General features: G+C 65.6%; 12 protein-coding genes. 7 read left to right on the forward strand and 5 right to left on the reverse strand.

Translation table 11 applies throughout. The annotated features are described in order from the left end of the window. Window positions 1-71 precede the first annotated feature (71 nt). On the reverse strand, window positions 72-800 hold the full coding sequence (raiA, locus tag CXR03_RS00970) for a ribosome-associated translation inhibitor RaiA (protein WP_104101368.1): 729 nt from the start codon (window positions 798-800) through the stop codon (window positions 72-74). A 128-nt stretch (window positions 801-928) separates the two neighbouring features. Continuing rightward, on the reverse strand, window positions 929-1,354 hold the full coding sequence (locus tag CXR03_RS18810; protein ID WP_368784617.1) for a ComF family protein: 426 nt from the start codon (window positions 1,352-1,354) through the stop codon (window positions 929-931). On the opposite strand from CXR03_RS18810, the gene CXR03_RS18520 reads away from it, so the two are divergent. Then, complete coding sequence (locus CXR03_RS18520) at window positions 1,334-1,732, forward strand: hypothetical protein (protein ID WP_258073439.1); 399 nt, start codon at window positions 1,334-1,336, stop codon at window positions 1,730-1,732. The genes CXR03_RS18810 and CXR03_RS18520 overlap by 21 nt on opposite strands. 241 nt (window positions 1,733-1,973) lie before the next feature. On the opposite strand, the gene CXR03_RS00980 is transcribed toward CXR03_RS18520, so the two are convergent. The 3 genes from CXR03_RS00980 to mtrA form a co-directional block, all read right to left on the reverse strand. Continuing rightward, a complete protein-coding gene (locus tag CXR03_RS00980; RefSeq protein WP_104101371.1) occupies window positions 1,974-3,734 on the reverse strand; it encodes an LpqB family beta-propeller domain-containing protein in 1,761 nt (586 codons plus the stop codon). Next, a complete protein-coding gene (gene mtrB / locus CXR03_RS00985; protein WP_104101373.1) occupies window positions 3,724-5,307 on the reverse strand; it encodes an MtrAB system histidine kinase MtrB in 1,584 nt (527 codons plus the stop codon). Before mtrB ends, CXR03_RS00980 begins: the two co-directional genes overlap by 11 nt. 124 nt (window positions 5,308-5,431) lie before the next feature. After that, the gene (gene mtrA, locus CXR03_RS00990; RefSeq protein WP_104052552.1) at window positions 5,432-6,109 is read right to left on the reverse strand and encodes an MtrAB system response regulator MtrA; all 678 of its coding nucleotides are present in this window, start codon (window positions 6,107-6,109) and stop codon (window positions 5,432-5,434) included. Window positions 6,110-6,370: 261 nt separating this feature from the next. On the opposite strand from mtrA, the gene CXR03_RS00995 reads away from it, so the two are divergent. From CXR03_RS00995 to CXR03_RS01020, 6 genes are read left to right on the forward strand one after another with little or no spacing between them, the layout of a single operon-like run. Next, window positions 6,371-7,714 (forward strand): glycerophosphoryl diester phosphodiesterase membrane domain-containing protein, encoded by a 1,344-nt coding sequence (locus CXR03_RS00995; protein WP_104101374.1) that lies wholly within the window; start codon window positions 6,371-6,373, stop codon window positions 7,712-7,714. Then, window positions 7,711-8,394, forward strand: a complete 684-nt coding sequence (locus CXR03_RS01000; protein WP_104101376.1) for a DUF4129 domain-containing protein — start codon at window positions 7,711-7,713, stop codon at window positions 8,392-8,394. Before CXR03_RS00995 ends, CXR03_RS01000 begins: the two co-directional genes overlap by 4 nt. Then, on the forward strand, window positions 8,391-9,611 hold the full coding sequence (locus tag CXR03_RS01005; protein WP_104101378.1) for a DUF4350 domain-containing protein: 1,221 nt from the start codon (window positions 8,391-8,393) through the stop codon (window positions 9,609-9,611). Before CXR03_RS01000 ends, CXR03_RS01005 begins: the two co-directional genes overlap by 4 nt. Next, window positions 9,608-10,768, forward strand: coding sequence for a MoxR family ATPase (locus CXR03_RS01010; protein WP_258073440.1), 1,161 nt, complete (start codon window positions 9,608-9,610; stop codon window positions 10,766-10,768). The genes CXR03_RS01005 and CXR03_RS01010 overlap by 4 nt, the downstream gene beginning before the upstream one ends. Before the next feature lie 14 nt (window positions 10,769-10,782). Beyond that, complete coding sequence (locus tag CXR03_RS01015; protein ID WP_104101380.1) at window positions 10,783-12,075, forward strand: DUF58 domain-containing protein; 1,293 nt, start codon at window positions 10,783-10,785, stop codon at window positions 12,073-12,075. Between the two features lie 3 nt (window positions 12,076-12,078). Continuing rightward, window positions 12,079-12,780 carry a DUF4166 domain-containing protein gene (locus tag CXR03_RS01020; protein WP_104101382.1) on the forward strand — a complete coding sequence of 234 codons (702 nt, stop codon included), beginning with the start codon at window positions 12,079-12,081 and terminating at the stop codon, window positions 12,778-12,780. Window position 12,781 lies beyond the last annotated feature (1 nt).

The raw sequence follows: 12,781 nt of genomic DNA on the forward strand, positions 1-12,781 counted from the left end.
CAAAACGTCCAGCTGCTCCGGAGGCCTTTTGCTGCCTTACGGTGGTGTGTGCCTGTCAGGCGCTCACTGCGTCAGGCGGTCTTAGCAGACCCGGCAGACGCGCGGTAAGGCCGAATTTCTTCTTTGATGTCCTCAGTGCCCTCCGCGCACCGGGAATCGAGCGTAATCACGCCGTAGGTCCAGCCGCGGCGCCGGTACACGACCGAAGGCGCTCCGGTGGCGGAATCCACGAAGAGATAGAAATCGTGGCCGACCAGCTCCATGTTGTCCACGGCATCGTCAAGGCTCATGGGGGCACCCGGGAAAACCTTGCGCCGGATCAATACAGGGCAGTCATCCGCCGCTTCCGCGGCTTCGTTCTCTTCGCTCACGGCATCGGCCGAAGCTTCAGCCTCAGCGGCGGTTTTTTCCAGCTGAACGTGGAGCGGTTCGCTGGTGCTGACCGTGTCCAGGTCCGCGGTGGCAATCCTTACTGCTACCGGGGTATGGCGGCCATGGTGGACCTTGCGGCGGTCGCTGGCCCTGCGCAGGCGTTCAAGGAGCTTGGCATAGGCAAGGTCAAAGGCTGCGAATTTGTCCCCGGAGGTGGCTTCGGCCCGTACCACGGGTCCCCGGCCCACAACGGTCAATTCCACGGTGAGAGAGCTGTCGGCCTCACGGACGTTGGGCTGCTTGGTAACGCGCGCATCAACACGCTGGACCTTGTTCGCCAGGTTTTCCACCTTGGCGATTCGTTCTTCGGCATACTCCCGGAACCGGTCGGATACTGCAACGTTGCGTCCGCTGATCATGAATTCCATGGTGCCCTCCAATAGATTTCGGTGACACAGCAACGGCCGCTGCCAAAACCCTTGCGACCGCTGCCGCAGGACAGCTCCGCTTCTTGAAGCTGTCCATACCAACACGTTAGATCACTGCCGGACGTTATTCACCTCCGGACATTCCGATTACCCAAGACGCCGGGAACTGGATTAGAATCCCCCCTTGTGTTAGATGCGTCACATGAGGGTGCTGTGGTTGCCGCCAGTACAACAGCGCCCTCAACCCGCGCTCCAGCAGCCCGTAGCGCACGAGTGGCTTCCGCTATGGTTGCCCCGGTAGTCAGGACGTCATCAATTACCAGGCATCGTGTTCCGGCCAGCGACCCCTTCTCCCCGGCCGTCATAGTCCCGTAAACATTTCTGCGGCGCCCGCTGCGTCCCAGTGTCTTTTGGCTTCGCACTCCGCCGGCAGCCGCGGCCAGGGCGGAGGGACGCATAAGGTCCCGTGGACGCCGTCCTCTGAATCTGACCAAAGGTTCCAGTGCTGTTCCAGCCGGCAGGAGACTCTTGGATTGGAGAGTGGAGAGGAGCATGCCAAGCGGGTTGTAGCCCCGCCGGCGGCGGGCACGTCCCGTTGCGGGGACCGGGACCAGGACGATCTTGGGGTTATCACCGCCCGTCAAGCCGCCGACGTCGGCCGCGGCTTGATGCAGTGCACCGGCGAGCATCGGACGCAGCACACAGGCGAGATCAGTATGGCCGTGATTCTTGTAGGCAAGGAGCACTCTCGCCAGGCTGCCGGCATAGCGGCCGGCAGCGATGACGGGCAGCAGCGCCGGTTCATCGGCCTCGAACCCCTGGGCGCTGTCCGCCGTGTTTTCCCTGCCGGGCAGCAGTTCCGCTGCGTCCTGTGCATAGTAGGGGCGCGTTCCGCTGCGCCGGACCACGCGGCGGCAGCCGGGGCAGAGTGAACAATCCGCGGTTTCGCAGACCACGCACGCCGTTGGCAGGAGCACCGCCAGCAGGTCTGCCCATGCGGCTCCAACCAAGGCTGCCCATGGTTGAAGCCGCCACCGGTCAGCACGGCGGGCCAGGTTCGAAAAGCAGGAAAACGCGCTCATCCGCCCAGCATCCGGCAGGAGCCGCGCCGAAGCTGGGCGAAAACGGCCGGCAGTGGATAAGCGGCGCAGCCGCCGGCCTGTGCAGGAGCGCCTACCCCGGGAACGCCGGGTCCAGCAGCCCCTCCCCCACCTCGTACCAGCTGTTACCCATGCGTTTGTACATAGCAGTTTGGGTTTGTACGTAGATTTCCTGCTCACCCTTGCCGACGCTCAGACCGGTAATCCCACTCAGACCGGCCAGAGGCTCCGGATCGGCACCGAGCCTGAGGATCAGCGGAGTCACCTGGCCTTCGGCAGAGGTCTTCAGGACTGCAATGGCATCCTCGGAGACCCACTTGGCGCGGTCCACCGGCTGTGTTGCCGGAATTCCCGAACCTGACTCGGTGGTAACAGCGAGTTCCAGCGGAGTCGTGAGGGTTTTCGGAACCCCTCCCGCGTCCCGAACAACGCCGGCCACCAGGACGTGGCTGCTGCCGCCGGAGTTCGTGACCAGCAGCGCGCGTGCACCGTCGCGTGAGATCCGAAGCTCGGAAATGGTTGCCTCGTCAAGCCACGGAACGGACAGCGTCAGGATTTGGTCGGCGTCGCCGCCCGGCGGCAGGGCCAGGATTCGAGCGGCCGTTCCGGCGTTCGAGGCAGTCCAGGTCCACTTTTCAGGATCAATGCTGGGCGCGGTCAGGGACGCGCCGTCGGCCGCTTTTCGCACCTCCTGATTGGGCCCGGTCAGGAACAACGAGGTCCGGTCGGCGTTGAGGAACGCGATGGTGGCCAGGTCCAATGACAGGGCCGGATCCCGGGGACCGTACTCCGCCACGCTCGGGATGCCCTCGATGGCCTGTGGTTCCACTCCCTTGAAGTAGGCCAGTTCGTTCTGGTAAACGGCTATCTGTGTGCTTCCCGCTTCGGGGTCCGCCACGGCCTCCACCAGGGCGCCGCTTTCCTTGCCGAGATCCACATCCCGCTGGTTGACGGTCATGCTGACAGTATTCACGTTGTTGAGGTGGGTCAGGTTCTGCTGCAGCTGCAGGGCCATCTGCTGACGGTTCAGGTCGCTGGAATCCTGCAGGACGTCCGCGGAAAGATCCACGGTGGCCACCCCGGAGACCACCGGTACGGCATCCCGGGCAAGTGCAGTGCCCGCCGGGAATGCGCTGCTTACGGCCCCCTGAAGGTAGGGAGCCGGGCCCTCGAGCATTGCTTTGACCACATTGGCGGCGATTCCGGATTTCTGCACGAACCAGCGCGTGTCCGGCACCCAGAACTCAAAGTTGCTCGAATAGAAGTACAGGTTGTGGGAAAGGAACAGCCAGGAAAAATTGACTTCGGACATCATGATGCCGTGCGGAATGGCGCTGATGCGCCATTGCCCGTCCACCTGCTCCATGGAGGCGGAGAGGGTTTCCGTGGTGCCTGATGCCTTGTCGGTGCGGATTCCCCGGGCATCGAGGGCGCCCACCACTTCGAGCTGAATGGAGTAGGTGTTGCCGTCCCGCGCCGCCACAATGTTGGGATCCGCGCCGTAGATCAGCACACGGTCGGTGGGGTTCCAGGTGTCGGCGAGGCTGTCGGTGAGGAACTCGCGGGCAACGCTGTAGTCGTCAGCGGCGCCCGTTCCCGCAGTGATGAAGCCCTGCAGGATTTCTTCCGGCGTTTCTCCCCCGTTTTGACTGGGGCCGCGCGGAGCCACGGCAAAGGTGTCCACCAGCGAACTGCCGTCGCTGTCCGCAGAGGCTGTTCCCACCGGGCCGGTGGTGGGAATGGACGAGCATCCGGACAGTACAGCCAGTACCAGTGCTGCCATCAGGATCAGGCGTGCGAACGGCCGCTGGCGGGCCGGACTGTTACCTTTCATCGTTCATCTCCTGTGTCACAGGTGCAGGTGCGGCCAGTGCCCTGGGCCCGGAGGCGCCGTCGTACGGCGACAGCGGCACCGGAAAATCGGAGAACGGAACTCCGTGCCGGCGGGGCAGCGTGAGACGGAAACAGGCTCCGTCTCCGGGTCGCCCCCATGCTTGAAGCAGGCCGCCGTGCAGCAGCGCGTCCTCGACGGCGATGGAGAGGCCAAGTCCGCTGCCGCCCGTGGTCCGGGCACGGGCCGGATCGGCACGCCAGAAACGGTCGAACACCCGGGAGGCTTCGTCGTCGGTCATGCCAATGCCGTGGTCGCGGACGGCAACCGCGACGGCGTCAACGTTGGAGCCGATGGCAATCTCGATGGGCTGCCCCTCGCCGTGTTCCAGGGCATTGACCACCAGGTTGCGGATGATCCGCTCGATCCGCCGCGGATCAGCGTCCACCATGCAGCTGACTTCCTTCGAGACCACGGTGATTTCGGACCCGATGTTCAGGGCCAGCGGTTCCGTGGCGTCGATGACGTCGCGCACCACGGTGAAAATGTCGGTGGGTTCCAGATCCGGTGACGCGGCACCGGCGTCGAACCGGGAAATCTCCAGCAGGTCCGCCAGCAGCGCCTGGAAGCGCTCGACCTGGTGGTAAAGCAGTTCTGTGGACCGTTTGCTGATCGGATCGAAGCCGTCCCGCGCGTCGTAGAGCACTTCGGCAGCCATCCGCACCGTGGTCAGCGGGGTGCGCAGTTCGTGGGAAACATCCGAAACGAAGACCTGCTGCATGCGTGAGAGCTGGGCCAGCTGGGTGATCTGGTCCTGGAGGGTGGCGGCCATGCGGTTGAAGGATGCAGCCAAACGCGCCACGTCATCCTCGCCCTTGACCACCATGCGTTCCTGCAGCTCACCGTTTGCCAGTTTCTCAGACACGGCCGCGGCGTCACCGACGGCGCCCACACCGGCCTTGGTGACGAGCCATGCGATGGTTCCGATGATGACCATGAGCAGCCCGCCGGCGATCCACATGATGCGGTGGATGTCATCGAGAGTGTGCTGCATGGACGACAGATCGTAAATCAGGTAGAGCGCGTACTCGGCGCTGTCCGGCGGCAGGGTGACCTTGGTGCCAAAAGCCAGGCCGGGCTCCCCATGGGAGAGCGCGAGCGGGGACCAGTGGATGGTGTCCAGGTCCTCGTTGACGTTGATGCTGCTCACGGACTCGCTCAAGGCCAGCGGAATGCTGCCGGCGGTGATGCCTTCTCCGAGCGTTTGGGAGACGAACAGGTTCTGTTCCTGGTCCGGCAGGGGCGTGAGAAGGTACAGCCGCCGGGCATCGGCACCCTGCCCTTCCAGCAGCGACAGGGTGTTCGAGACGAGCCGTTCAGTGCCTTCACGGTCAGTTGCCGCGGTGGTCCGGAAGTTTTCCTTCGCCGAAATCAGTCCGGCTGTGGCTTCGGACTGGAACTGGTTTTGGCGCTCTTCATAGAGCGCGCCGGCAATCTGGTGGGAAAGGAAAGCACCCACGCCGCCGCAGGCAAGGGTCACCAGCAGCAGCGTGGAGACCACAGTCTTGAACAGCATGGAACGCCGCCAGAGGCGGGCAACCCGGTGGAACGTCGCTTTTCGCAACCCGTTGCGAAGACGCCGAAGCGTCCGCAGTACCGCCGGCAGGATGTCATTATTTAGGACCGCAGTCCGCGAGCGCCTAGCTCTGACCGGCTTTGTAACCGACACCACGCACCGTCAGAACTATCTCGGGTGCTTCGGGGTCGCGCTCGATCTTGGAACGAAGCCGCTGCACATGGACGTTGACCAGCCGGGTATCCGCAGCATGGCGGTAACCCCACACCTGTTCCAGCAGCATTTCGCGGGTGAAAACCTGCCAGGGTTTCCGGGCCAGGGCCACCAGGAGGTCGAATTCCAGCGGGGTCAGCGAAATGATGTCGGTGCCGCGCGTCACTACGTGTCCGGCGACGTCGATGGTGACTTCTCCGATGCTGAGCGTTTCAGGGGACTTGGTGTCGCCGGGACGCAGGCGGGCACGCACGCGGGCCACGAGCTCTGCCGGTTTGAACGGCTTCGGCACGTAGTCGTCCGCGCCCGATTCCAGGCCGCGCACAACATCGGACGTGTCAGACTTCGCAGTCAGCATGACAATGGGAACATCGGATTCACCGCGGATTTGGCGGCACACCTCGATGCCGTCAATGCCGGGCAGCATGAGGTCCAGCAGGACCAGATCCGGCTTGGAACTGCGGAAGACCTCTAGAGCCTTCGAGCCGTCCGCGCAGAAGACAGGCTCAAACCCGTCGTTGCGGAGCACAATGCCAATCATCTCGGCCAGTGCTTCGTCGTCATCCACGACCAGAATGCGTGCCTTCATATCTCCCTGTCCCCGGATGACTTCTCACACCGGTCCATCGTTGCGGTGCCGGACGAATTTCCGGCTGCCCGGTGCCTGCACCGCGCTTCAGCCCGCTGTCCGGAAAAGGTGGTTCCCCGGGTGCGTCCCGGGACACCGCGACAGCTGGCAATATCCCTATCATCCTAAGGGACGGAGTTTCCGGCTGTTTCTACAGGGGCCGTCCGGACTGCACTGGAACTATGGTGGGATAAGGCCAAACAACTCTTTTGGGGGGACACCTTGGGTCAGGACAATCACAGCGGCGGAGATCCGCGGGAGCAAAATGACGACGGCGGGATCCCCGGCATCCCGCCGGCGCCGCGTCCGGGCGGCGCCCCGGAATGGCAGCCGCCGCAGTGGAACCAGCCCCCGCAGCCGCAAAACCCGTGGAACCAGCCCCCGCCGCTGAACCAGTGGAACCAGCCGGGCGCACAGTGGAACCAGCCCGGCGGCTTCCCGCCCCACCAGCCCAACCAGCCCTGGGGGTTCCCCGGCGCCCTGCCGCAGGGCGGTTGGACGCCTCCGCCCAAACCCGGCATCATTCCGCTGCGGCCCCTCGGCCTGGGCGAGCTTTTGGACGGTGCTTTCCAGGCCTGCCGGAAGAACCCTGCCGCAACGTTCGGAACGGCACTGCTGATCCAGGCCGTCATCTCACTGCTGACGTTCCTGTTTATCGGCAGCCTTGTGCCCGATGCCTTGTTCAGTCCGGACTTCGACGACACCGACTTTGATTCCGTCGAGTCGAACGCTGCCTGGTCCGTGACCGGTTTGTCCCTTTTGGGTGTTATCTCCGTAGTGGGAGTCCTGCTGTTGCAGGGAGTGCTGGTGGTGCCCCTCGCGCGGTCCATCCTTAATCTCAAGACCGGCTTCGCGCAGACTTGGAGGCTTTGCCGCTCCCGGCTGCTTGCGCTGGCAGGAATGGGGCTGCTGCTGACAGTGGCCTTCGTTATCGGGCTCGCGGTTTTCGGTGTGCTGGTGGGACTGCTGGTGAGTGTCCTGGGCGCAGCGGGCGTTCCTGTCCTGATTCTGGGCTTCCTGGCCCTGATCGCCGTGTTCGTCTGGCTGGGGGTCAAGCTGGCCTTTGCTCCGGCGGCACTGGTCCTGGAACCCGCGGGGATCTTCGCGTCGCTTCGCCGTTCCTGGCAGCTGACCAACCGCAACTTCTGGCGTTCTTTCGGGATCCTTGCGCTGACGGCCATTCTGGTCTCCATCATCTCCTCGGTCATCAGCGTTCCGGTGCTCCTCATCACCAGCCTTGCCGGAGCTTTTGGCAGCGGCTCCGGCACAGGTGCCGGAACAGTGGTGGCGCTGTTTGCCTTGAATGCGGCCCTCACCACCTTCTTCAGCGCCATCGGTTACGCCTTTCAGGCCGCGGTGACTTCGCTGCTGTATGTTGATCTCCGAATTCGGCGCGAGGGCTTTGACCTCACCCTGATGAAGGAGCAGGAGATTGCCGGGGCCACACCGGATTTGGTGCCCGGACGGCACAGCGGCAAGCCCGGTGACGGCTTCGGCGGAATAACACCGCCCGGAGCGGGACCGGCGCCCTACGGCGGACCTCCCGGCACGGGCTACGGCGGATGATGCTGCGGGCGGCGGGGCCGCTGCAGGGGTTTGGGGTGCGGAAGGTCCCGGTGCTTCCCGATGCGGATCAGGGCCGGGAATGGGCTGAGCAGGAATTGTCCCGGCCCGTGTACCAGGCCGCCGAGCCCACCCTGCTGGAGCGCTTTTGGCAGTGGGTGGGCAACTTCTTTACCGAGCTCCTCAACGGCATTGCCGGTTTCGATCCCACCATTGGCGTGCTTCTCCTGGCTGTCGGTGCAGCAGCCGTGCTGGCCGCAGCGGTGTTCCTGGTCCGCCCGCGGTTGAATGCGCGGCGCCGCCGGGAGGTTTTCGACTCCGGGGAAGTCCGGATCGCAGTGGATCACCGCAGGCTCGCCGAGGAGGCAGCCGCCCGCGCTGAATGGGACACGGCGGTGACCGAACGTCTGCGTGCCATCATCCGTTCGGCCGAGGAACGTGTTGTCCTCGAGCCCCGTCCCGGCCGCACGGCTGCAGAGGCGGGACATATCCTGGCCGGGTCTTTCCCCTCAGCCTTGGACGAAATCATGTGGCTGGCCCGGCGGTTCGACGACGTCCGGTACGGCCATCTGCCGGCCACCTCCGGTGACGCGCAGCGGGCCGGCGTTCTGGATGCTTTGCTGGAACGTCTGTCTCCCGCAGTTCCCTCCCCGGCCCGTAACACGTTGGCGGTGCCACGGTGAGCGCCCCGCACGCGGGCACCGCACCCCCGGAAGCCGTTCCGGTTCCCCCGGCAGGTCCGGGCCGCAGTCCGACGCTCAGCGAAACCGTGCGGACCCGGCTGCGGGCGTGGCGGCTGTGGATCATTTTGGGCCTGGTGCTGTGCTTCGTTGTCCTCCTAGCCGTCCTCGGGGGATCCGGCGATGACGATACAGCGCTCTCCCCCGCAAACCCCGCCCCCGCCGGCGCACAGGCAGCGGCAACGATCCTGGGCAACCGGGGCGTGGACGTTCAAGTTCCGGACTCCTATCAGGAAGCCGTTGACATTCTCCAACGCCGGGGCGGGCAGTCAACGCTGTTTCTGTACGACCCCAACGGCTTCCTGGGGCCGGACCAGCTCGCGGAGTTGAACGGCCTTGCCCGTCGGCAGGTGCTGGTGGAACCCGGCTTTGTCCAGCTCACCGAGCTCGCCCCGGAGATCCGCTCCGCCGGGGTGCTGCCGGAGCAGGACGCCGGTTTGGAGGCGGAGTGCGATGCTGCGGACGCTTCCGCCGCCCGAAGCATCGACGCCGGCGGTTTGGCCTACCGCGGGCCGGTCACCTGTTTTCCCGCCTCCGACGGCGGCACCGGGGCAGGTTCGTACGCGGGCAACGACGACGGCAGCGTCATCGTCCTGGGCAATTCCGCGCTGCTGGCCAACGAGTCCCTCGCCAACCGGGGCAATGCGGCACTGGCGCTGCGCACCCTGGGTTCCACCGAAACCCTGGTCTGGTTTTTGCCCACTGTCTCGGATGTGCCGCCCGCGGAGGCACCTGCCGATTTCCGCACGCTGTTGCCCGGATGGGTGGATCCGCTGCTGCTGTGGCTGCTCGTTGTGGCGGCACTGGCAATGCTCTGGCGCGGACGCCGGTTGGGGCCTCTGGCCGCCGAACCGATGCCCGTGGTGGTACGGTCCGCAGAGACGGCGGAAGGCCGCGCCCGGCTGTACCAGGACGCCCGTGCAACGGACCGCGCGGCCCAAACACTTCGGGCCGCTGCGCTCACCCGCCTTGCTGTCCGGCTGCGGCTGGGGCCCGGAAGCAGCACCGACGCGGTGGTGCGGGCAGTCGCCGCGTCCACCGGCCGGCCTGAGGACGAGGTTACTTCACTGTTGAACGGGGCTCTGCCTGCAGGCGATGCCGCGCTTGTTCAGTGGTCACAGGATTTGCAAGCCCTAGAGGAAGAGGTCACCGCATCATGAGCCAGCAGTACCAGCCGCAGCCCCCGGGTCCCCCGCCGTCATCCACGGCCCAGGTCAGTACCGAAGACCAGGTCAGTACCGAAGACCAGGCCAGTGCCGAAGAAATCAGTGCCGAAGAAATCAGGGCCGAGGAAGCGCCGGGAGCCGGAGTCGCGGAGCAGACCGCTCCCTCCGGGCCGGACGCCGGCCGGGATGTTACCCCGGGCACCGATCCGGTCCGCCAGGCCCTGCTTGACGTCCGCCGGGAAGTGGCCAAGGCCGTAGTGGGCCAGGATGCCGCGGTGACGGGGCTGATCATTGCGCTGCTGGCACGGGGGCATGTGCTCCTGGAGGGGGTTCCGGGCGTCGCAAAAACCCTGCTGGTGCGTTCGCTCTCCGCCGCCCTGTCCCTGGATACCAAGCGGGTGCAGTTCACCCCTGACCTCATGCCCGGAGACGTCACCGGCTCGCTGATCTATGACGGCCGCACTTCGGAGTTCTCCTTCCGGGAAGGACCTGTTTTCACCAACATCCTGCTGGCGGACGAAATCAACCGCACCCCGCCCAAGACCCAGGCATCGCTGTTGGAAGCCATGGAGGAGCGGCAGGTGTCAGTGGACGGAGTGTCTCGTCCGCTGCCCGATCCGTTCATTGTGGCGGCCACCTCCAATCCCGTGGAGTACGAAGGCACGTATTCCCTGCCGGAGGCCCAGCTGGACCGGTTCCTGTTCAAGCTGACCATGGATCTGCCCGGGCGGGACGACGAAATTGAAATCATCCGCCGGCACAGCGGCGGTTTCGATCCCCGGAACCTTGGTGCCGCCGGTGTCAGTCCCGTTGCCTCGGCTGCCGATCTGGAGTCAGCCAGACGCGCCGTCGCCGAGGTGGAGGTCTCCCCCGAAGTCCTCGGCTACATTGTGGACCTGGTCCGGGCAACCCGGACTGCGCCGTCGTTCCAGCTTGGCGTCTCCCCGCGCGGCGCCACGGCGCTGCTGAACACTTCCCGCGCCTGGGCCTGGCTCTCGGGGCGGGCCTTTGTCACGCCGGATGACGTCCAGGCACTCACATTGCCGGCGCTGCGGCATCGGGTGTCGCTGCGCCCGGAGGCTCAGATGGACGGTGTCTTAGTCGACGGCGTGCTGGGCAGCATCTTGGCCACCGTTCCGGTACCGCGCTAGGTCGCCGGTCTCTGATGGCGATCTCCGGCCGGCTGGTCTTCCTTGCCGCAGCGGGTTCCGTGGCGGTCCTGCTCTTTCCGGGCGCTGCCTCGATCACGCTGTGGCTGGTGTTTTTGTGCGCCGCTGTCGGCGTTGATCTGGTGGCGGCTGCATCGCCGCGCTCGATCACCCTGGAGCGCACCGTTCCGGGAAGCGTTCGATTGACCGAGCCTGCCGCCGCGGTCCTGACTGTCCGCAACACCGGCACCCGTCCCCTTCGCGGCAGCTTCCGGGACGGCTGGCAGCCTTCGGCCGGAGCCCTGAACCCTGTGCAGCGGATGCAGATACCCGCGCATGAAGCCCGCCGCTTTGAGGTGCGGCTCCTTCCGGAGCGCCGGGGTGACCTGCACAGTGAATCCGTCACTGTACGCAGCTTCGGTCCGCTGGGTCTGGCCGCCCGCCAGCGCACCCTGCCGTGCCCCGCAGTGCTGCGGGTGCTCCCCCCGTTCCACGCCAAACGTCACCTGCCGTCGAAACTGCGGCGGCTGCGGGAGCTGGACGGCAACACCACGGTGCAGATGCGGGGTGCAGGAACGGAATTCGATTCCCTGCGTGACTATGTGCGCGGGGACGACGTCCGGTCCATCGATTGGCGTGCCACCGCCCGCCGGCGGGACACCGTGGTGCGGACCTGGCGTCCGGAGCGTGACCGGCGCGTGGTGCTGCTGCTGGATACTTCCCGCACGTCAGCTGCCCGGATTGGCGATGAACCGCGGCTTGACACCGGCATCGAAGCCGCCCTGCTGCTGGCCATGCTGGCTTCCGGCGGTGCCGACCGGGTGGACTTCCTGGCCTTTGACCGGCGGATCCGGGCACGTGTCCAGTCCGGGGGAAAGGGCAATCTCCTGCACCGCCTCGTTTCGGCGATTGCCCCGCTGGACGCCGAGCTGATTGAAGCTGACTTTTCCCTGGTACCCGGTGCCGTCCAATCCGTCTCCACCCGCCGTTCCCTGGTGGTGCTGATAACCGCCCTGGATTCCGGCGCACTCGAAGAGGGGCTGCTGCCGGTGCTGCCGCAGCTGCTGGACAAGCATGTGGTGGTGGTTGCCTCGGTCCGGGACCCGGAGCTGGAGGAACTGCGGCGGCAGCGGACAACGGCCACCGAGGTGTTCCGCGCAGCGGCGGCGGAGCGTGCCCTTCTGGACCGGGCAGCGGTCAGCGCCCAGCTGCGGTCCATGGGTGCCGAGGTGGTTGACGAAACCCCGCACGAGTTGCCGCCCAAGCTCGCGGACCTCTATATCCGGCTCAAAGCTTCCGGAAGGCTTTAGATCATGGCTCCCGCCGAACCAGCAGCAGTTCCCCGCTCCGTTTACCGCCAGGTCCTCGGAGCGGACTTCGAGCGGCTCCAGCCCGCGCTGCAGGAGTACTTCTCAGCAGCCGCCGGCGGCGGCGTGTACGGAGAGGGAGAGGGCGTTTTCGAAACCGCCGGCTGTCCCCGTCCCTGGCTGCGCCCGCTGCTCAAACTAGTTCCGGTATCGAACGCGTTCTTCCCCGATTACGGCACCGGCATTCCCTTTACCATCCGCAACTACCCGCATCAGGATCCGCAGGGCAGGCCGTCGCTGACCGCGGTGCGGACGTTCCGGTTTCCCGGCGGCAACCGGACCTTTGAGGACACCACCACGCTGACCGGTCCGGGGCATCTGACGGATTATCTGGGACGGAAACGAAATCTGGCCACTGATTTGGTGCTGTCCGTGACCGGGGAAGGGCATCTGCTCATGGATTCTCCGCGCAGCCGGCTGTTCCTGGGCCCGCTGCGGCTTCCGCTGCCTGGCTTTGCTGCTGCGGACGCACATGTGGAGCAGTGGTACGACGACGGCGAGGGCGTCTTCCGCATCCGCACGCGGGTGGTGCAGAGGCAGGTGGGTACCATCTTCGTCTACGAAGGAAGCTTCACTTACCGGCAGCAGCCCTGGGACGGCAAGCTTCCGGCCGAGGCCGTGCCTGCCCGCTGGGAGCGGCGGGTATAAG

Source organism: Arthrobacter sp. 08Y14, assembly GCF_002929455.1.
Taxonomy (GTDB): Bacteria; Actinomycetota; Actinomycetes; order Actinomycetales; family Micrococcaceae; genus Arthrobacter_B; species Arthrobacter_B sunyaminii.

Excerpts from the sequence above, each read along its gene's own strand:
- CXR03_RS01010 (WP_258073440.1), top strand. The coding sequence starts at position 9,608 with ATGAGCCAGCAGTACCAGCCGCAGCCCCCGGGTCCCCCGCCGTCATCC.
- CXR03_RS18810 (WP_368784617.1), bottom strand. The coding sequence starts at position 1,354 with ATGCTCCTCTCCACTCTCCAATCCAAGAGTCTCCTGCCGGCTGGAACA.
- CXR03_RS01020 (WP_104101382.1), top strand. The coding sequence starts at position 12,079 with ATGGCTCCCGCCGAACCAGCAGCAGTTCCCCGCTCCGTTTACCGCCAG.
- mtrB (WP_104101373.1), bottom strand. The coding sequence starts at position 5,307 with ATGCTGTTCAAGACTGTGGTCTCCACGCTGCTGCTGGTGACCCTTGCC.
- CXR03_RS01015 (WP_104101380.1), top strand. The coding sequence starts at position 10,783 with ATGGCGATCTCCGGCCGGCTGGTCTTCCTTGCCGCAGCGGGTTCCGTG.
- CXR03_RS01000 (WP_104101376.1), top strand. The coding sequence starts at position 7,711 with ATGATGCTGCGGGCGGCGGGGCCGCTGCAGGGGTTTGGGGTGCGGAAG.
- raiA (WP_104101368.1), bottom strand. The coding sequence starts at position 800 with ATGGAATTCATGATCAGCGGACGCAACGTTGCAGTATCCGACCGGTTC.
- CXR03_RS00980 (WP_104101371.1), bottom strand. The coding sequence starts at position 3,734 with ATGAAAGGTAACAGTCCGGCCCGCCAGCGGCCGTTCGCACGCCTGATC.
- mtrA (WP_104052552.1), bottom strand. The coding sequence starts at position 6,109 with ATGAAGGCACGCATTCTGGTCGTGGATGACGACGAAGCACTGGCCGAG.